Origin of the sequence: Paraburkholderia hospita (genome assembly GCF_002902965.1) — a bacterium.
GTDB classification, from domain to species: domain Bacteria; phylum Pseudomonadota; class Gammaproteobacteria; order Burkholderiales; family Burkholderiaceae; genus Paraburkholderia; species Paraburkholderia hospita.
Window position 1 is genome coordinate 1,649,740 of record NZ_CP026105.1, and the last position, 18,597, is coordinate 1,668,336.

Consider the following 18,597-nt stretch of genomic DNA (forward strand, 5'->3'; position numbering starts at 1 on the left):
GATATGCGGTTATAGCAATCGCGATATCGGCTGTCGTTCTTTAACAATCAGGAAGAAGTAGTAAAGAGATTCGCGAAAGCGTGCTTAGAGATGGGCGCGTGAGTAGGTGAATCAGGGTTGTGATTGTATCAATGTATTTTTAAGGGTTGTCGAAAGACAGCCTTGGAATACGGCACAACGCTAAAACTCAACCTGTAGCGAGTGGGTCTGACGTGGTAACACGGAGAGACGCACCCGTTATAGGGTCAAGCGAACAAGTGCATGTGGTGGATGCCTTGGCGATCACAGGCGATGAAGGACGCGGTAGCCTGCGAAAAGCTTCGGGGAGCTGGCAAACGAGCAATGATCCGAAGATGTCCGAATGGGGAAACCCACTCCGTATGGAGTATCCGTAGCTGAATACATAGGCTACGTGAAGCGAACGCGGTGAACTGAAACATCTAAGTAACCGCAGGAAAAGAAATCAACCGAGATTCCCAAAGTAGTGGCGAGCGAAATGGGACCAGCCTGTACTCTTTATCTTTGCTGTTAGCCAAACGCTCTGGAAAGTGCGGCCATAGTGGGTGATAGCCCCGTAGGCGAAAACAGCGAGGAAGAACTAGGTGTACGACAAGTAGGGCGGGACACGTGAAATCCTGTCTGAAGATGGGGGGACCATCCTCCAAGGCTAAATACTCGTGATCGACCGATAGTGAACCAGTACCGTGAGGGAAAGGCGAAAAGAACCCCGGGAGGGGAGTGAAATAGATCCTGAAACCGCATGCATACAAACAGTCGGAGCCTCGCAAGGGGTGACGGCGTACCTTTTGTATAATGGGTCAGCGACTTACATTCAGTGGCGAGCTTAACCGATTAGGGCAGGCGTAGCGAAAGCGAGTCCGAACAGGGCGATTCAGTCGCTGGGTGTAGACCCGAAACCAGGTGATCTATCCATGGCCAGGATGAAGGTGCGGTAACACGTACTGGAGGTCCGAACCCACTAACGTTGAAAAGTTAGGGGATGAGCTGTGGATAGGGGTGAAAGGCTAAACAAACCTGGAAATAGCTGGTTCTCTCCGAAAACTATTTAGGTAGTGCCTCGTGTATCACCTTCGGGGGTAGAGCACTGTCATGGTTGAAGGGTCCATTGCGGATTACTTCGCCATAGCAAACTCCGAATACCGAAGAGTGCAATCACGGGAGACAGACATCGGGTGCTAACGTCCGGTGTCAAGAGGGAAACAACCCAGACCGCCAGCTAAGGTCCCCAAATATGACTAAGTGGGAAACGAAGTGGGAAGGCTAAAACAGTCAGGAGGTTGGCTTAGAAGCAGCCATCCTTTAAAGAAAGCGTAATAGCTCACTGATCGAGTCGTCCTGCGCGGAAGATGTAACGGGGCTAAGTCATATACCGAAGCTGCGGATGCATATTTATATGCATGGTAGGAGAGCGTTCCGTAAGCCTGCGAAGGTGCACTGGAAAGTGTGCTGGAGGTATCGGAAGTGCGAATGCTGACATGAGTAGCGATAAAGGGGGTGAAAGGCCCCCTCGCCGTAAGCCCAAGGTTTCCTACGCAACGTTCATCGGCGTAGGGTGAGTCGGCCCCTAAGGCGAGGCAGAAATGCGTAGCTGATGGGAAGCAGGTCAATATTCCTGCACCAGTGTGAAATGCGATGGGGGGACGGATCGCGGAAGGTTGTCCGGGTGTTGGAAGTCCCGGTCGCTGCGTTGGAGAAGGTGCTCTGGCAAATCCGGGCACGGAATTCAAGGGCGTGGCGCGAGCAGCTTAGGCTGCGAAGCAATCGGAAGGGGTTCCAGGAAAAGCCTCTAAGCTTCAGTTTCACATTGACCGTACCGCAAACCGACACAGGTGGGCGAGATGAGTATTCTAAGGCGCTTGAGAGAACTCGGGAGAAGGAACTCGGCAAATTGGTACCGTAACTTCGGGATAAGGTACGCCCCTGTAGCTTGATGCCCCTGCGGGCAGAGGGTGAAGGGGTTGCAATAAACTGGTGGCTGCGACTGTTTAATAAAAACACAGCACTCTGCAAACACGAAAGTGGACGTATAGGGTGTGACGCCTGCCCGGTGCCGGAAGATTAAATGATGGGGTGCAAGCTCTTGATTGAAGTCCCGGTAAACGGCGGCCGTAACTATAACGGTCCTAAGGTAGCGAAATTCCTTGTCGGGTAAGTTCCGACCTGCACGAATGGCGTAACGATGGCCACACTGTCTCCTCCCGAGACTCAGCGAAGTTGAAGTGTTTGTGATGATGCAATCTCCCCGCGGCTAGACGGAAAGACCCCATGAACCTTTACTGTAGCTTTGCATTGGACTTTGAACCGATCTGTGTAGGATAGGTGGGAGGCTATGAAGCTGGGACGCTAGTCTCAGTGGAGCCGTCCTTGAAATACCACCCTGGTTTGTTTGAGGTTCTAACCTTGGCCCGTGATCCGGGTCGGGGACAGTGCATGGTGGGCAGTTTGACTGGGGCGGTCTCCTCCCAAAGTGTAACGGAGGAGTACGAAGGTACGCTAGGTACGGTCGGAAATCGTGCTGATAGTGCAATGGCATAAGCGTGCTTAACTGCGAGACCGACAAGTCGAGCAGGTGCGAAAGCAGGTCATAGTGATCCGGTGGTTCTGTATGGAAGGGCCATCGCTCAACGGATAAAAGGTACTCTGGGGATAACAGGCTGATACCGCCCAAGAGTTCATATCGACGGCGGTGTTTGGCACCTCGATGTCGGCTCATCTCATCCTGGGGCTGTAGCCGGTCCCAAGGGTATGGCTGTTCGCCATTTAAAGAGGTACGTGAGCTGGGTTTAAAACGTCGTGAGACAGTTTGGTCCCTATCTGCCGTGGGCGCTGGATATTTGAAGGGGGCTGCTCCTAGTACGAGAGGACCGGAGTGGACGAACCTCTGGTGTACCGGTTGTCACGCCAGTGGCATCGCCGGGTAGCTATGTTCGGAAGAGATAACCGCTGAAAGCATCTAAGCGGGAAACTCGCCTTGAGATGAGATATCCCCGGGGCTTCGAGCCCCTTGAAGGGTCGTTCAAGACCAGGACGTTGATAGGTCAGGTGTGGAAGCGCAGTAATGCGTTAAGCTAACTGATACTAATTGCCCGTAAGGCTTGATCCTATAACAGGTGTGTCTTACCCCAACGGGGTGAACAGGACACACAGGTTGAGATCGGTGTTGTGCCAGAAACAACACAACCCACCCTCTTTACGCTTCTTCCAGATTGGCTGTGGCGCACCCCAGATGCGACGCGGCAACCCCTCATGCCTGATGACCATAGCGAGTCGGTACCACCCCTTCCCATCCCGAACAGGACCGTGAAACGACTCCACGCCGATGATAGTGCGGATTGCCCGTGTGAAAGTAGGTAATCGTCAGGCTCCTTACCCAAGACCAAGACCCCGCCCTCAAAAGCGGGGTCTTGGCGTTTGTAGATCACGTTTTTAACGTCGCTTTCTCAGCGGGCCGCATGCTACAGCGACGAGCGTGCCCGCATTTCCTCTCCATCCGATCTTCCCGCGAGACTGCCCCACGTCGCTAATGCCGCAACCTTGCCGCGTACCTGTGCGAAACTGCTTGACTCGACCTGGAGAGAAAGCGATGCGCATCGCGTGCTTACACACGGCAGAAAGTAACGTCGCGGTGTTCGACACAGTGGCACAGCAGTTGAATCTGCCACAGGGCTCGCTCCACCATGAAGTGCGTGCTGACCTCCTCGCAGCTGCAGAACTCGCTCGCGGGCTGACCCCGGACATCGAACGTCAGACTTGTGATGTCCTGTTGAATCTGGGGCGTGGTGCGGATGTAGTACTTCTCACATGTTCCACTCTGGGGCCCTGTATCTCAGCCGAAGCGGCCAATGCCCCTGTCCCCATGATACGAGTCGACAGTGCCTTGGCAGAAGAGGCGACGCGTGCCGGCGGCAAAGTGATTGCGCTATGCGCTGTTGAGACGACGCTGGCGCCGACTGCACGGATATTTACGGGCGCAGCGAAGCGATCCGGGGCTGAGGTCGAGATCCGGCTGGTGCAGGGCGCCTGGCAGCTGTTTAAAGCGGGCGAACAGGCCGCTTACCTGGCGAAGATCGCTGCCGCAACGGAAGACGCCTACCAGGACGGCGCCACGATTGTCGTCTTGGCTCAGGCATCCATGGCGGGCGCCGCAGCGTTATTGACGCGAGCGATGAAGCCGCTCACCAGCCCGGCAAGCGGTCTCATCGCCGCGATGAATGCCCTGCGCCCATAAAGGCGTTTCAATCCGGCAAAAGAGACAGCACGGAGACGCAACGCTTCATCGAACCGCACGCGTCTCATGCGTAAACCTGAGCGTCACAACAGTAATCGCGCCGAGCACCATCAGGAAGATCGAAACCGGCCAGTAAGCGTGATAACGGGCAAGCAACGCGATTGCGATCAGCGGCGACAGCCCGCCAGCGAAGATCGACGCCACTTCATGCCCAAGCGCCACGCCTGAATATCGCACTTCGGTGCTGAACAGTTCGCCGACGAGTGCGGGCAACGTACCGATCATCGCGCCGTGACAAACGGCTGTGCCGAGAATAAGCGCAAGATAGATCCACGGCGTCTGGTGCGTATCGAGCAACCAGAAGAACGGAAAGGCCATCACGATCAATCCTGCCGCGCCGATCATGTACACAGGCTTTCGTCCAATGCGATCTGACAGACGTCCCCAGGCCAGCATCGCGCCCATTTCGACGACCATTGCCAGCATGACGCCCGTCAACATTACCGAGCTGGCGATCCCCACAAACTTTCCATACACAAGCGAAAACGCGAGAAAGATATAAGCGCCGCCGTTTTCCGCCACGCGCAGCCCCATCGCCATCAAGATCTCTTTCGGATGCCGCTTGATGACCTCGACGACGGGCATATGGGTTTTCTCCCCACGCTTTTCAGTCTGTTCGAAATCCCGGCTTTCCGGCAGGCTGTGCCTGATATAGACGCCAATAGCAAAGATCGCGATGCTCGCGAGAAAGGGCAGTCTCCAGCCCCAGCTGATAAACGCATCGTGCGGCAGCGACTGCGCCGCGAGAAACGCAGCTGACGACAACACGAATCCGCCGCCCACGCCCAACTGGCTCCACGCGGCGTAATAGCCGCGTTTTTCGGGCGGTGCGCTTTCGCTGATCATCAAGACGCCGCCGCCCCATTCGCCACCTGATGCAACGCCTTGCAGCAGCCGCAATACGACGAGCGCAACAGGCGACCAGATGCCGATCTGCGCATACGTCGGCAGCAGTCCGATCGCGAATGTCGCGACACCCATGATGAGCAGCGTCCAGACGAGCGACGCCTTGCGCCCGTAGCGGTCGCCGATATGGCCGAACACGACGCCGCCCAACGGCCGCGCGACGAAACCCATGGCGAACGCGGCAAATGCGCCGAGCGTGCCGATCAAGGGATCGGCGCCCACAGGAAAGAACAACTGTCCGAACACGAGCGCGGCCGCCGTGCCATAGACGAAGAAGTCGTACCATTCCATCGCGTTGCCTGCGACGGACGCTACGACGATCTTGCGCAACGTCCTGTCTTCGAGAGGCCGGACAGCGTCAACGCGGCCGGTTGCGTGCGTGGTTTCGATGGAAGCCATGATGGATCGCATAGATGTAGGTGGGGGATTGCCGCTGAGTGTCTGCCGCGCATTTCAATCGGTCAAATTCATCGAAAAAGGGAGATGCCATCAGCCACGCAAATGTGGGACGAATCGTTCGCAGTCGTCCCCTTCAGGGGCAGCGTGGTAACGTCTCGTTTCAACGAGTCGAACGAGCGCCGGCAGTCGCAAGCCGGCGGACAATGGAGAAGACATGCTTTCCCACGGGAGAGTCGCGCTCGCGCGCTCCGCGCCTGCGGCTCCAGCTTTTGCTCGGTGAACACGTAGCCGCGCTGGCGCGTCGTCGATGTTTCAGCATGCGGCGTCCACTCATGCCAAATAGTGAGAACGTGCAGTGACTTTCCTTGGAATCGACCTCGGCACCTCCGAGGTAAAAGTAATTCTGACCGATGACGCGTCCCAGACGCTCGCGACAAGCGGCGTGCGTCTGGATGTAGCACAGCCGCATCCGCACTGGTCGGAGCAGAATCCCCATGCGTGGTGGCAGGCCACGCTCGATGCCGTTGCCGCCGTGCGTGGCGAGAATCCCGGCGCATTCGCGGCGCTGCGGGGCATCGGGCTCTCGGGACAGATGCACGGCGCGACGCTGCTCGACGCGAAAGGCGAAGTACTCAGGCCCGCGATACTCTGGAACGACACGCGCGCGTTCGCCGAATGCGCGGAACTGGAAGCGCTCGTGCCCGAATCGCGCGAGATCACAGGCAATCTCGCGATGCCCGGTTTCACCGCGCCCAAGCTGCTTTGGCTCGCAAAGCACGAACCCGATATATTTCGTGCCGCGTCCAAAGTGCTCTTGCCGAAAGACTATCTCGCGTGGCGGCTCACGGGCGATTTCGTGTCCGACATGTCGGACGCTTCGGGCACGCTATGGCTCGATGTCGCGAAGCGCGACTGGTCCGACCGCATGCTCGCGGCGACGGGATTGACGCGTGCGCACATGCCGCGCCTCGTCGAAGGCAGCGCGAGCGCTGCGCAGTTGAGCGAGGCATTGCGGCGCGACTGGGGCATTGCCGGTCCCGTCGTGCTATGCGGCGGCGCTGGCGACAACGCGGCAAGCGCGATCGGCATGGGCGTGGCGGAAGCGGGCAGCGCGTTTCTGTCGCTCGGCACATCGGGCGTGCTGTTCGCTGGCACCGATCGCTTCGCGCCGAATCCGGCGCAAGGCGTGCATGCGTTCTGTCATTGCTTGCCGGACCGCTGGCATCAGATGAGTGTGATTCTGTCGGCGGCATCGAGCCTTGGGTGGCTGTCGAAAGTCGTGAACCGCGAAGTCGGCAGTTTGCCCGAGCTCGCGAGCACGGCCGATCCCGCGGCTGCGCCGATCTTTCTGCCCTATCTGAGCGGCGAGCGCACGCCGCATAACGATGCGAACGCGCGCGGCGTGTTCTGGGGTTTGACGGGCGCGCACACGACGGGCGATCTCGCATACAGCGTGATGGAAGGCGTTGCGTTCGCGATGGCCGATGGCTACGCAGCGCTGCAAAGCGCAGGTACGACGTTGCAGAGCGCGTCGTTCATCGGCGGCGGCTCGCGCAGCCCGTTCTGGGCCAATCTGTGCGCGACGGCAACGGGCATCACGATGCATCGTCACGAAGGCAGCGACGTGGGCGCGGCACTCGGCGCGGCTCGCCTTGCACGGCTCGCGGTGACGGGCGAATCGATCAGCGAAGTCTGCCTTGCCCCCCCGACGCTCGAGTCCTGCGAGCCCGATCGTGCACAGGCGCCGTTGCTTGCGCACAGGCTTGCGCGTTATCGCAGCATTTATCAGGCGCTCAAGGCGGGTTTCGCGGAACAGGCTTGATCCGCGCACAACGCTGCGTGCGGCGAGGCGTACGGTACGGCTCGCCGCGCGAACATGAGGCTCAACTCAGATCGTGCAGATCCTTCTGCAACGGCTCGGCTACGGTGAAGCTGGAGAACTCGACATTCAATCCACCGCGTTCGGGTGTACAGCACACGGGGCCAACGAAGTAGTGTGCTGCCAAAGGAAAGGGCGCAAGCCGCAGCAGAGGCCACGTTGTTCCGTCGATTGAATATTGCACGCGCAACACGCCTCGCGCGACGGTTGCACGCATCCAGAAGCCGTCCGTCGCCGCAATGGGCGCACCGATGGCCCAGTCCGACTGACCGACCGTCAATACGCTGCTCATCATCAATACGTCATCGGTGAATTCGACACCCGCCTTCAGCCATGTCGACTCGTCGACGCGCACCATCAATCCCGCCTGATCGTATAGCGCATGAAACTGTCCGCGCACGCGCACCTGTGCGGTGAAATCGCCTTGCGTGCGGACTCCGAAGCAGTGACCCGAATCGCGCGTGAAGCCGTAATGCGTGTTGCGCCAAAAGTCGGTTTTCGGATCGGTCGTCACGTTGAGCGTATCGCCGTCGCGCGACCAGGTCGACGGCTCATTGAACCAATCGCATTGTTCGAACACGCAATGCCTCCTTTGTGTCGCAGATGCGGCCGGCGCGACGCACGGAAGGTCTAACGTCCGCCGCGAGCCATGCTGGAGAATACGCCGTCGCGACGAATGAGTCGATGAAAGAGGGCTGCCGCGATATGCGCGAGCACAGTCGCGAACAGCGCGAATGCGAGCGACGTATGCAACGCGCGCAACAACGCGAACAGATCCACGTCTTGCGGCACGATTGCGGGCAGATGCCAGGCGCCGAACAACACGACGGGATAGCCGCCCGCCGAGAGCATTGCCCAACCGATCAACGGCATCGCGATGAATAGCCCATACAGCACGAGATGCGATGCCTTGGCTGCGAAGCGCTGCAATGCGGGCATATCGTCGGGCAGTGCGGGGCTGCCGTTCTTCAATCGCACTACGACGCGAATCAAGGCGAGCACGAGCAACGCAACGCCAAGCGGCCGATGCAATGCGATAAGCGTTGCATGTGCGTGCGAGACGGTCGCGACCATTGCGACGCCGACGAATAGCATCGCGAGAATCAGCACTGCCATGGTCCAGTGCAACAGGCGCGCGAGCGGAGAGAAATGGCGAGAGGTGTTCGTCATGATGCGTTCCGTTCAGGGTTGCGAAGTGGCGGGCGCGTGATGCAGCGCTTCTTCCCGTGTGCGCCGCTGATACGACACGGCGTAGGCCGCCGAACGCGCCGCGAGCAGTGGGTCGTCCGAAGGCGCGATGCCATCCGGCAGTACAGTCGGATCGAAGTTCACGTCGCGGCACACGCCATCCGCTTGCGGCGCGCTACGTTCGATAACAACGGTGCCCGCGTCGATGCGCTGCCGGTCGGCGGGCCATTGCAGCGTCGCGTCGCTGGTGGAATCGCCGGCGTTCGCAAGCGTCACGATCAGATGCCAGCGCACGTTGCCGTGCTTCAGTTGTTCGTCGAACTGCTGTGACAGAAAGCCGGGATCGTTCTTCTCTTCCGGATCGACAGGCGCATATGACGCTTCCGGCTCCACGGACCAGCGCACCGCGTGCTCCTGTCCACTCGCGTCGGTAAAGCGGAACGCGTTGATGCTGTAGTACGCGGCATTCCCAAGACCGGACGATGCCGGATACGTCTTCACCCATTGCTGAAACGGCTGCGTTTCGGGGTGCGTCGCATAAAACGCCTTCAGCTTCGCGGGATCGGGCTTGCCCGTCTTCGAATCCGGCTGTGCGGCGACGAGTTGCTGATAGAACTGCTCGGGTGTATGCACCGCGAACACGGGCGTTGAATTCATGGCCGTGCGCCATTGCTCGCCGTCGCGTTGTGTGAAGAGCAGTGCGAAGCTGCGAACCGGCACGCTGGCATCGGGCGCTGATGGATTACCACCGGGAATCGCAAAGCGGCCGATGACGGGCGTGCGGCCCTGCGTGAAAACCTGCGCGCGCGAAATCGACGCTGCATTGCCGTTGCTGTCGAAATAGCCCTCTACGCAAAGCCCTTTCGCGTGATTGCGGCGATAGCCCGGGTGTGGGCCGCTGTTCGCCTGGAACTGGTTGATGATGCGATACGTCGTGAGGCGTGAAGGCGTGAGCCAGCCGGCCGCATACGCGAAAGTGCCAGCGAGCGCGAATACCGCTGCGCCGATCGCGGCGAATCGGCATGGCATGCAGCGGGCCGTCGACGCTCGGGACTTTGAATTCATCACGAATGCTCCTTTCGTTTCTGATGGTGACGTGCTTAGGCCGCCAACACAGAGGAGCGGTGTTTATTCCCGTCTCACGCGAGAATTTTTATCTGCAAACGGCCGATGTGAGAAAGCAAAAAAAGTTGGGAATAGATGTCGACATCGCTTTGTTCATCACAGTGAAGCGCCACACATCCTGTGACGCATCGACGTCACCTCTACACTGAAGGAGCTGGAAATGAAAAAGCTTGCACTGTTGACTGTTTCGATCGCTGCACTCGCTTCGACGGCATTCGCATCGAACGCATTTGCGCAGGAGAAGACGCGCGCAGAAGTCCGTCAGGAACTGATCCAGGCCGAGCAGAACGGCTCGCAGTTCGTGACCGACACGTCGTATCCCGAAGTCGCCCCCATCTATCAGCAACAGGTCGCTCACCAGAAGGTTGCGCAGGAAAGCGAAGGCGCCGGCATGGCGGGCACGCACGCCGCGGGATCGCGGATGCCCGTCACGGGCGCGAACACAGGCATGTCGACATGCGTCGGTCCCGTCAGCTATTGCTCGGTGTACTTCGGCAGTTGATCGCCATGCCGGGTGAGGGGTGGCGTTTTCACGTGGCGATTCCACGCAGTGAAGCGCACCCCGCTTACCCCTGTACGCTTATGTATGTGCGCTTATCCGCACAACACATCCGTCGCGACGTGCGAGGCCGGCACCGCGTCGATCAGAATCACATCGCCGATCGAATTGTCCGTGCGCAGCGGCAGAATCGCCTGATAGGCGGCAGATCGGTACCATGCGCGCGCGAGGTCTCGATTCGGAAACTCAATGGCGACCAGGTCGCCGCGCCAGTTGCCTTCGAGCCGTTCGCAACGGCCACCATGCAGCACGAAATGGCCGCAATAAGGCGCAAGCGTCGCATCGATACGCTTCAGGTACTCGACGATCTCCACACCCATCTTCACTTCATGCAGATGCGCGACGGCAAACGTTGACATGCTGCTCTCCCGGTCGTTGACGAATGACGCCAGCATATCGGCCGTCGCAAGGCGAATCGATTACCTCTGAGGTAATGCCGCGCGCAAAAGCGATTCGCACATGAAGCACTTTTGACAGTCGGTATTTTGCGCGGGTAAGCGCGGAGCATCCCGCTGCAATGCGAGTCGGGCCGCGCGCCGCGTTCCACGCACGCGCAGCGCACATGTTTCGCGCACGAAACGTTGTTACGCTTTCTTTCCAGACCGCGAATCCGTGCGATCGTCCGTAGAATGAGGCGCCATGCGGGTTTCAGCGTGGTTGCCAGGAAACAGCGAACCCATGGTATGAAACGTGCATCGAATGGGGAAAAGCCAATCCCATCCACACATCAATAAATACGGTCCTCCCATACGATGGATGCTCGCCACGCTACCGCTGCCGATCGCGAGGATGATGATGCCCGTGCGACGACGCGCACGAACAATACGATGCACACGCCGCGCCTGATGAACCAACTCGAACAACGCGTGAGCGAAGGTCTTCTCGCCGGTGAATTCCGGCTCGCGTTTCAGGGCATCTACGATGTGCAGACAGGCAAGCTCGCGCGCGTCGAAGCGCTGATCCGCTGGATGCATCCGGACTACGGCATGCTGTTGCCCGATGCCTTTCTCGTCGCGCTCGATCATCCCCTCGTCGCGTTGCAACTGACCTATCACGTGATCGACGGCGCATGCCGGGCGCTGGCTCACGCGCAGCGCCAGGGGCAACGGGTGTGTCCGATCGCTGTCAATGTGCCGCCGCGCGTCGTCGCCGACGAGCACTTTCCGGCCACTGTGATGCAGATCGCGCGTCTGCATGGCGTCGAACCCGATCTGCTCGAACTCGAACTCGTCGAAACGGAAGACGCGACTCGCTTGCTGGCTGCGCCGCCTCTGACGAAGCCGTTGCGCGAAGCAGGCATGCGTCTCGCAATCGACGACTTCGGCACCGGCTATTCGTCGCTCGCGCTTCTGAGCACGATCGATGTCGATACGGTTAAGGTCGCGCGCGAAATGCTCGATGGCGTGCCGGACTGTCCGCGCGCGTCAGCCGTCGCATCGGGCGTACTGTCGATGCTCGAAAGGCTGAATGTCGCGGTGGTGGTGGAGGGCGTCGAAACGAGGGCGCTCGCGCGCTGGCTCGCGCAATGGCCCAAGGTGCTCGCGCAGGGGTTTTTCTACGCGCGCCCGACCTTCGAGTACGCCGACGTTCCCCTTCAGGAGCGATACGTCGCGCTGTAGCGCTTCACGCCTGTGTATTGACGATGCCGCCCGTCGACTTGCCCGATGAAGAAAGAATCAGTTGAGCAAGCTCGGCCGTGGCGGTTTGCAGCGCCGCTGAAATCGACATCGCCTGCGCACTCAATGAAGCAACCATCGCAGCGCCTGCCCCCGTGCTATCCGTATTCGCCTGCTGTTGTGCGCGGGCCATCTGCTGTTGCACTGCCGACAGCTTCTGCTGCAACGACTCGATCAGCACCTTGAGTTGCTTGATAGCCGCTTCCTGAATGCTGTCGCCGCCCGTCGATCCTCCGGACGACGCGCCTTGCGCACCCTGTGCGCCGGACGTGGCGGCAGAGGTCGAGGCCGGTTTTGCGCCACTCGTCGCGGATGTAGCCGATGTGTCCGTCGAGGTATCCGCCGTACGTGTGCTGGAGATTGCGGTGCTGCCTGAAAGATCGTTCTGGATTTGCATGGGCAGAGGCTCTGTTCGTTGTAAGAGGAGCGGCTTGTCCGTGATAACGGCACGGGTCAGTACCTTCTTGAGTGACTTGATGTTTGTCAAAGAACATCGTGCCCGTACGACCATTCAAGCGAATCTCGCATGCACACGTCGCTCGTCGCGTTCAGAAATGCATCATTTTGCGCGAGGTTTCCAATGAGGAAAGCCTATGAAATGTACGCGCAGCACGCGAAAAACAGGCTTTTGCTTGCATGCGGCGGCGCCGATGAATGTGCAGTGGCAGACAATCGAACGGGATGAATGTGCGCCGGGACACAGCGCGAGAAGAGGATGAAGACAAGACGGCGCAGCACGTGAGCCGCTCGAGTATTGCGCATCGCGTACGATATGGCATTCGCGTGCGTGCCTATGCGCCTCACCGGCGCGTCGATGCTCGCATGGGCGCATGACATTCGTGAGGCAATCCCATGGTCGAATCCTTGTTGAGCCGCTTGCCGCGCGCGTTGCGCAGCGAAGCGGACTTCTGGTCGGTGCGTATCGTGAACGAACGGACCGACGATCACGCCGTACGTAACGACGTCGCGCAACCACTGCGCATCGCGAGCGATCGCGGCGCGATGCTGGTTGCGTGGTGTGGAAGGGGCGCAGGTTATGCCGCCACGGCTGATCTGTCGGAGAGCGGCCTGCAAGCCGCGCTCGATATCGCGACGCAACGCGCCAAGGCATGCGCGTCCGTATCGTTGATCGATCATGCGCAGATCGCGCGGCCTGTCGAAAGCGGCACCTATGAATCGCCCGCCGTCGCGCAAACGTTGCCGGGCCGGCGCGAATGGTTAGAGCGTTTGCAGCACGAATGCGCGGCAGCGAACATCGACGGCCGCATTGTCGAGCGTACAGCCGCCGTGCAGCTCACGCACAGCGAGCAGACGTATCTGACGAGCGATGGCATACGCATCGATCAGCGTTTCCGCTTCATGCTGCCGCAGATTTCCGTGACGGCGCACGCGGACGGCGTGACGCAGGTTCGCACGCTCGGCGGCGACTACGGCACGCTCGCGCAAGGCGGCGTCGATGTGCTCGCGCATTTCGGCTTCGACGGCGCGGGCGCGCGCATCGCAAACGAGACGCTGCAACTGGTGGCCGCACCGAACTGTCCGTCGGGTCCGCGCGATCTGTTGCTGATGCCCGATCAGATGATGTTGCAGATTCACGAATCGATCGGCCATCCGCTCGAACTCGACCGCATTCTCGGCGACGAGCGCAACTTCGCGGGCTGGAGCTTCGTCAAGCGCGAGCACTTCGGCTCGTATCGCTACGGCTCCGAGTTGCTGAACGTCACGTTCGATCCCGACCTGCGCGAAGAAGCCGCAAGCTATGCGTTCGACGATGACGGTACACGCGCGAAACGCGAGTACCTGATCCGCGACGGCGTGCTGATGCGGCCGCTCGGCGGTGCGCTGTCGCAGCAGCGCGCGCGGCTCGCGGGTGTCGCGAACTCGCGTGCGTCGAGCTGGAACCGGCCGCCCATCGACCGCATGGCGAATCTCAACATCGAACCGGGAAGCAGCACGCTGGAAGACATGATCGCGAACATCGAAAGCGGCATTCTGATGCGGACCAACACGTCATGGTCGATCGACGATCATCGCAACAAGTTTCAGTTCGGCTGCGAATACGGCCAGCTGATCGAGAACGGCCAACTCACGCAGGTCGTGCGTCAGCCGAACTATCGCGGCATCTCTGCGAGCTTCTGGCGCAGCCTCGTGGCCGTCGGCAATGAAGCGACGCGCGGCGTGTATGGCACGTCGATGTGCGGCAAGGGAGAGCCGATGCAGATCATTCGCGTCGGCCATGCGTCGCCCGCATGTGTGTTCAGCAACGTCGACGTATTTGGAGGCGCATGATGCATGACAACCATTCATCCGCTTCTCGCACGCATTTCATGACGCTTGCGATTGAAATCGAACAGCGGCTGACGGCGAATGAAATCGCGCTGACGTCGTTTTCCGCCGAGCACTCCGACTTCATCCGCTTCAACGAAGGCAAGGTGCGCCAGTCGGGCCACGTGTCGCAAGCCAGCGTCACGCTGCGACTGATCGACGGACAACGTCAGGCCTATTCGACCTTCACGCTATGCGGCGACATCGGCGCGGACACCTACGCGATCGGCGAAACGCTGGCGGCATTGCGCGAAGGCCTGCGCGATGCGCCCGACGATCCGCATCTTCTGTTCGACACGACGGTCTGGTCGGAAACGACGCAACGCGCAGGCACGTTGCCTTCGCCCGATACCCTGCCGCTCATCGTCGCACAGTGCGCACTCGGACTCGACTTCGTCGGCTTCTATGCGGGCGGCACGATGGCGCGCGGCTTTGCTTCGTCGCTCGGCAGCCGTGGCTGGTATGAAGTCGAGAACTTCAATATCAGCTGGTCGCTGTATGACGCGAGCGGCCGCGCTATCAGAAGCCACTATGCCGGCGATACCTGGAGCGATGCCGTATTCGCAGGCAAGGTGGAAGAGGCCGCTGCGCGTTTGCCCGTGCTTTCTCGCGCGCCGCGCGCGCTGGCGCCAGGCCGCTACCGCACGTACTTCGCCCCCGCTGCGTTGCGCGAGCTGATGGAAGCGGCCTCGTTCAGCGCCTTCTCCGCGCGCACACAAGCGACGGCGCGCAACGAGTTCTATCGTTTGAACATCGGTGAAGTTGCGCTCGATCCCCGCGTCACGCTGACGGAAGATCTGACGCTCGACATCACACCGCGCTTCAACGACGACGCCTATCAAAGGCAAAGCGTTCCGCTCATCGAAGCAGGGCGTGCCGTTGCCCAGTTGACCAACGCGCGTACGGCCCGCGAATACGGCCTCACACCAAATGGCGCGACGGCGAGTGAAACACCGTCCGCGCTGTCGATGCAAGGTGGCGATCTCGCGCAAGCCGATGTACTGAGCGCGCTCGACACGGGTCTCTATATCGGCAATCTCTGGTACGTGAACTTCTCGGATCGGATGAACTGCCGGATGACGGGCATGACGCGCTTCGCGACCTTCTGGGTCGAGCAGGGCCGCATCGTTGCGCCTGTGGATGCGATGCGCTTCGACGACAGCCTGTACCGGCTCCTCGGCAGCGAACTGGAGCGCATCGGCGCACAGCCCGAACTGCTCCTGAACGACTGGACATGGGGCGAACGCGCGACGGGCGGCATGAAGCTGCCTGGTCTCCTCGTACGTTCCTTCGATCTGACCTTATGACGCCGCGCGTCGCGGCTTGAAGGGAAGCAGCGTCTGCGCACACGCGCAGCGCCCGCTTCCCGAGCGGTATGAAGAATCCATCGATTACCCCGTCATCGTGTTATGTAGTATTACTAATCACATTTCGATGCGGTGCCATTCATGGCCCGCGTCTGTCTTCGTCTTTGATTGTGCAGCGAGACAATACCCGACGCTCGAACACGGGCTCTGTGCGCTGGCGCACATCGAATGCAGACAGCCTTATGTGCGCTAACGCACATTGCTGTGTGCATGTTGCGACACTTGCGGCATGCGCGATTGACGCGTTTTCTTGCGCGTACAGCTGGAAGTGTTGAATCTCTCTGCACGTCTCAATCGATTTCATATGGAATCGCCAACGCGATCTGCGCGAGGCCGCGCAATCTTTCGCGCATCGCTTGCCTCAGACGAATTCCGTTCACTGTGCATGCCGTTTCAGCTTTGAATCAAAGCCGGCACCTGTTGCGACGCACAAGCATGTTCTTTGCTGGGCATGGTTTTGCGTCCGATGAATGCGATTGTTTCTATACGCAATCCGTACTCCGAAAATTGATTCGTATTGCTTGTCGAGTTCAACGATGAAACGTTTTTGACGTTTTACGGTTCGCTTGCAAGCGCGATTTTGTAGCGAGCCCTTAACCAGGAAGGTTGAGAGGGGTGCTGGTACGGACTTCGCTATAAGCCTCGCCGCGCAATTGGACGGGGCCAGTGCGCGACGCAACAACTGGCCATCGAAACAAGACGCTGTACTCCACGCCTCTCACAGGCCACGCGACGTTGTTGCTCTCCATGCGCCATTTGCATGGTGCAGGGACTCGCTTTGTCTGGAAGTTGGCACCGACAAGCGAGGAATCATGAAAACGAAACGCTCTAGCCGACACAAGCACGCCGCAGTCAAGGCGACCGCCTTGCTGCTGGTGCTGCTTGCGCGCGACTACTGCGCCGCGCAGCCGACCACTGCGTCCGAAAGCACGGGGAACGTCGCAGCAGGGCATGTTGCAGAAGGCAAGGTAGACACGGAGCGCGACCAGCTCCGCAAACGCATCTTTGCGGAAGCGGGCGCGGGCGCCGCGCAGCTTGCGCTCCAGGAAGCGCGTGCGAGCCGCGACGCGTTCTCCGATCACGACCTGTTCCAGATCGAAGCGCTCGTCGTCGAAACGGAGGTGCACTGGGGAAGGCAACAGGCGCTTGCATCCGATGAACCCGACCGGCTCGCGCAGTCGAAGACGGCGCTCACGCACATCGACGACATGCTGGCGCGCATGCCGGTATCGGATGAATTCGCGGACGTGCGCCGGTCGGTGCTCGTAGAAAAAGTCGCGGCTTTGCAGGGTGTCGGCCGCATGAAGGAGGCGACGGCGCTTTATGAAGACCTGTCGCGCTCGAATCAGCCGATGCCCGCGCGCACCTACGCGGCAGCCGGCGATGCGTACACGTACATCGACCAGCCGCGCAAAGCGGCGCCCGCTTATGAGCGCGCGTTGCAGACGCCCATCGAGCCGCTCGTCCCGTCCGTCGAGCCGCATGCGTTGAAGCGCATCGACGTGCAGGAAGGGCTCTTCTTCGCGTACCTCGATTCGGGCCGCTACGACAACGCGCAGCAGCTGCTCAAGCAGATTTCCGCCAGCACGCCGATTCGCGCGGATCTCTCCGAGCATCCGGAAGACGTGAACGAAGACTATGGCCGCGTGAAGAAGCTGCAGGCGCAGTACCTGCTCTACACGGACCGCACGCGCGAAGGCGTCGCCGCGCTCGACGAGCTGCGTCACGAGGCGCCGTTCGATCCCGCGCTGATCAGCGCGCGCTCGGATGCGTCGCTCGTTCAGCAGCGTCCGCACGAGGCGCAGAGGGTCTACGAAGGCACGCTCGTCGATCACCCCGGCGACATCGAAACGCTCGCGGGTCTGGGCCGCACGGCGCTCGAACTGGGTCAGTACGATCGCGCAGCCGACGTCAACGCGACCTTCAGCGACCGCTTCCCCGATAACAACACGGTCAAGACGTTCCAGCAGGATTACGCGGCGTACAAGAGCCCACAGCTGATCGTCGCCGGCAACGGACAGAAGGGCAACTCGGTCCTCGCCGACGAGAACTGGGGCATCGACACGCAGCTCTACTCGATGCCGCTCGCCGAGTACTGGCGCGTGTTCGCGCATCAGTTCAGCGGCCGCGCGAACACGGGCGACGGCAGCAGCGTGAGCCGCATCCGTAACGGCATCGGCGCGGACTTCCGTTTTCATGGCATCGACGCCGCGGCGGAAGTCGACCGCTCGACGGGCGGTCAGGCGAAAACGGGAGGCGCAGGCAGCGTGAGCTACGCACCCGACGATCGCTGGCGCTTTTCGGCAGGTGTCGACAGCAACGTCAACACGCTGCCGTGGAAAGCGTACCAGGCGGGCGTCACGGGCCGCGCGGCAACGGGTGGCGTGCGCTACAGCGTCGACGATTACCGCTACTTCGATCTCACGTACGGCGCGACGCGCTATAGCGACACGAACCTGAATCAGGCGTGGGTCGGCACGTGGTACGAGCGTCTCCTCAACACGCCGAGTCATCTCGTCGCGACGTGGGTGGAACTGAACACGAGCAGCAACACGCTCGCGAACACCGCGTACTTCGCACCGCATCGCGACATGACGGCGCAACTCACAGCGATGTACCAGTGGACGTCATGGCGCAACGCGGACCAGTCGCTTGCGAACCGCGCGTACGCGACGGTCGGCGGCTACCGTCAAACGGATATCGGCAACAGCATGCTGTGGGAAGTGCGGCTCGAGCAGCAATGGCAATTCAACGCGCACGCATCGCTCGCATATGGCATTGGCCTTTCCAGCCAGCGCCTCGATCACACGCGCGAGACCAGCAAGCTCATCTACCTGAACCTGAACATTCCTCTGTAGGTCACC

The 18,597-nt window shown here is 60.3% G+C and carries 13 protein-coding genes and 2 rRNA genes; 9 read left to right on the forward strand and 6 right to left on the reverse strand.

The genetic code is table 11. From position 1 onward, the window contains the following. The first annotated feature begins 243 nt into the window (after nt 1-243). The 3 genes from C2L64_RS07405 to C2L64_RS07415 all read left to right on the forward strand — a co-directional run bounded on the left by C2L64_RS07405 (nt 244) and on the right by C2L64_RS07415 (nt 4,249). Nucleotides 244-3,124, forward strand: a 23S ribosomal RNA gene (locus tag C2L64_RS07405). 146 nt (nt 3,125-3,270) lie between these two features. Further along, nucleotides 3,271-3,384 (forward strand): 5S ribosomal RNA (gene rrf, locus C2L64_RS07410). 220 nt (nt 3,385-3,604) lie between these two features. Continuing rightward, nucleotides 3,605-4,249, forward strand: a complete 645-nt coding sequence (locus tag C2L64_RS07415; RefSeq protein WP_090837895.1) for an aspartate/glutamate racemase family protein — start codon at nt 3,605-3,607, stop codon at nt 4,247-4,249. Between the two features lie 45 nt (nt 4,250-4,294). Here C2L64_RS07415 and C2L64_RS07420 read toward each other — a convergent pair whose 3' ends face one another. After that, the gene (locus C2L64_RS07420; RefSeq protein ID WP_007583642.1) at nt 4,295-5,614 is read right to left on the reverse strand and encodes an MFS transporter; all 1,320 of its coding nucleotides are present in this window, start codon (nt 5,612-5,614) and stop codon (nt 4,295-4,297) included. A 355-nt stretch (nt 5,615-5,969) separates the two neighbouring features. Here C2L64_RS07420 and xylB point away from each other — a divergent pair, with 355 nt between their 5' ends. Then, the gene (gene xylB, locus C2L64_RS07425; RefSeq protein ID WP_007734143.1) at nt 5,970-7,436 is read left to right on the forward strand and encodes a xylulokinase; all 1,467 of its coding nucleotides are present in this window, start codon (nt 5,970-5,972) and stop codon (nt 7,434-7,436) included. A gap of 61 nt (nt 7,437-7,497) precedes the next feature. Here the strand turns inward: xylB and C2L64_RS07430 are convergent, their stop codons facing one another. The 3 genes from C2L64_RS07430 to C2L64_RS07440 are packed head-to-tail and all read right to left on the reverse strand — an operon-like array spanning nt 7,498 to nt 9,746. Then, the gene (locus C2L64_RS07430; protein ID WP_007734142.1) at nt 7,498-8,073 is read right to left on the reverse strand and encodes a DUF1349 domain-containing protein; all 576 of its coding nucleotides are present in this window, start codon (nt 8,071-8,073) and stop codon (nt 7,498-7,500) included. Nucleotides 8,074-8,123: 50 nt separating this feature from the next. Continuing rightward, nucleotides 8,124-8,663 carry a cytochrome b gene (locus C2L64_RS07435; protein ID WP_090837893.1) on the reverse strand — a complete coding sequence of 180 codons (540 nt, stop codon included), beginning with the start codon at nt 8,661-8,663 and terminating at the stop codon, nt 8,124-8,126. Nucleotides 8,664-8,675: 12 nt separating this feature from the next. Next, the gene (locus C2L64_RS07440; RefSeq protein WP_007734133.1) at nt 8,676-9,746 is read right to left on the reverse strand and encodes a catalase family peroxidase; all 1,071 of its coding nucleotides are present in this window, start codon (nt 9,744-9,746) and stop codon (nt 8,676-8,678) included. A gap of 220 nt (nt 9,747-9,966) precedes the next feature. On the opposite strand from C2L64_RS07440, the gene C2L64_RS07445 reads away from it, so the two are divergent. Further along, nucleotides 9,967-10,308, forward strand: coding sequence for a DUF4148 domain-containing protein (locus C2L64_RS07445; RefSeq protein ID WP_007583651.1), 342 nt, complete (start codon nt 9,967-9,969; stop codon nt 10,306-10,308). 92 nt (nt 10,309-10,400) lie between these two features. Here the strand turns inward: C2L64_RS07445 and C2L64_RS07450 are convergent, their stop codons facing one another. Then, nucleotides 10,401-10,724: a DUF1330 domain-containing protein gene (locus C2L64_RS07450; RefSeq protein ID WP_007734131.1), complete on the reverse strand. Its 324-nt coding sequence runs from the start codon at nt 10,722-10,724 to the stop codon at nt 10,401-10,403. Nucleotides 10,725-11,192: 468 nt separating this feature from the next. Here C2L64_RS07450 and C2L64_RS07455 point away from each other — a divergent pair, with 468 nt between their 5' ends. Then, a complete protein-coding gene (locus tag C2L64_RS07455; RefSeq protein WP_242681841.1) occupies nt 11,193-11,984 on the forward strand; it encodes an EAL domain-containing protein in 792 nt (263 codons plus the stop codon). A gap of 4 nt (nt 11,985-11,988) precedes the next feature. Here the strand turns inward: C2L64_RS07455 and C2L64_RS07460 are convergent, their stop codons facing one another. Further along, the gene (locus tag C2L64_RS07460) at nt 11,989-12,438 is read right to left on the reverse strand and encodes a hypothetical protein (RefSeq protein WP_090837890.1); all 450 of its coding nucleotides are present in this window, start codon (nt 12,436-12,438) and stop codon (nt 11,989-11,991) included. A gap of 455 nt (nt 12,439-12,893) precedes the next feature. On the opposite strand from C2L64_RS07460, the gene C2L64_RS07465 reads away from it, so the two are divergent. The 3 genes from C2L64_RS07465 to pgaA all read left to right on the forward strand — a co-directional run bounded on the left by C2L64_RS07465 (nt 12,894) and on the right by pgaA (nt 18,591). Beyond that, the gene (locus tag C2L64_RS07465) at nt 12,894-14,330 is read left to right on the forward strand and encodes a TldD/PmbA family protein (protein WP_090837887.1); all 1,437 of its coding nucleotides are present in this window, start codon (nt 12,894-12,896) and stop codon (nt 14,328-14,330) included. After that, on the forward strand, nt 14,330-15,673 hold the full coding sequence (locus C2L64_RS07470) for a TldD/PmbA family protein (protein ID WP_090837901.1): 1,344 nt from the start codon (nt 14,330-14,332) through the stop codon (nt 15,671-15,673). Before C2L64_RS07465 ends, C2L64_RS07470 begins: the two co-directional genes overlap by 1 nt. Nucleotides 15,674-16,545: 872 nt before the next feature. After that, nucleotides 16,546-18,591 (forward strand): poly-beta-1,6 N-acetyl-D-glucosamine export porin PgaA, encoded by a 2,046-nt coding sequence (gene pgaA / locus C2L64_RS07475; RefSeq protein WP_007734121.1) that lies wholly within the window; start codon nt 16,546-16,548, stop codon nt 18,589-18,591. Nucleotides 18,592-18,597 lie beyond the last annotated feature (6 nt).

Bases quoted from the DNA above. Each gene is read 5' to 3' on its own strand.
- C2L64_RS07415 (WP_090837895.1), top strand. From the start codon at position 3,605: ATGCGCATCGCGTGCTTACACACGGCAGAAAGTAACGTCGCGGTGTTC.
- C2L64_RS07420 (WP_007583642.1), bottom strand. From the start codon at position 5,614: ATGGCTTCCATCGAAACCACGCACGCAACCGGCCGCGTTGACGCTGTC.
- C2L64_RS07435 (WP_090837893.1), bottom strand. From the start codon at position 8,663: ATGACGAACACCTCTCGCCATTTCTCTCCGCTCGCGCGCCTGTTGCAC.
- C2L64_RS07440 (WP_007734133.1), bottom strand. From the start codon at position 9,746: ATGAATTCAAAGTCCCGAGCGTCGACGGCCCGCTGCATGCCATGCCGA.
- C2L64_RS07445 (WP_007583651.1), top strand. From the start codon at position 9,967: ATGAAAAAGCTTGCACTGTTGACTGTTTCGATCGCTGCACTCGCTTCG.
- C2L64_RS07450 (WP_007734131.1), bottom strand. From the start codon at position 10,724: ATGTCAACGTTTGCCGTCGCGCATCTGCATGAAGTGAAGATGGGTGTG.
- C2L64_RS07455 (WP_242681841.1), top strand. From the start codon at position 11,193: ATGCACACGCCGCGCCTGATGAACCAACTCGAACAACGCGTGAGCGAA.
- C2L64_RS07460 (WP_090837890.1), bottom strand. From the start codon at position 12,438: ATGCAAATCCAGAACGATCTTTCAGGCAGCACCGCAATCTCCAGCACA.
- C2L64_RS07465 (WP_090837887.1), top strand. From the start codon at position 12,894: ATGGTCGAATCCTTGTTGAGCCGCTTGCCGCGCGCGTTGCGCAGCGAA.
- C2L64_RS07470 (WP_090837901.1), top strand. From the start codon at position 14,330: ATGCATGACAACCATTCATCCGCTTCTCGCACGCATTTCATGACGCTT.
- pgaA (WP_007734121.1), top strand. From the start codon at position 16,546: ATGAAAACGAAACGCTCTAGCCGACACAAGCACGCCGCAGTCAAGGCG.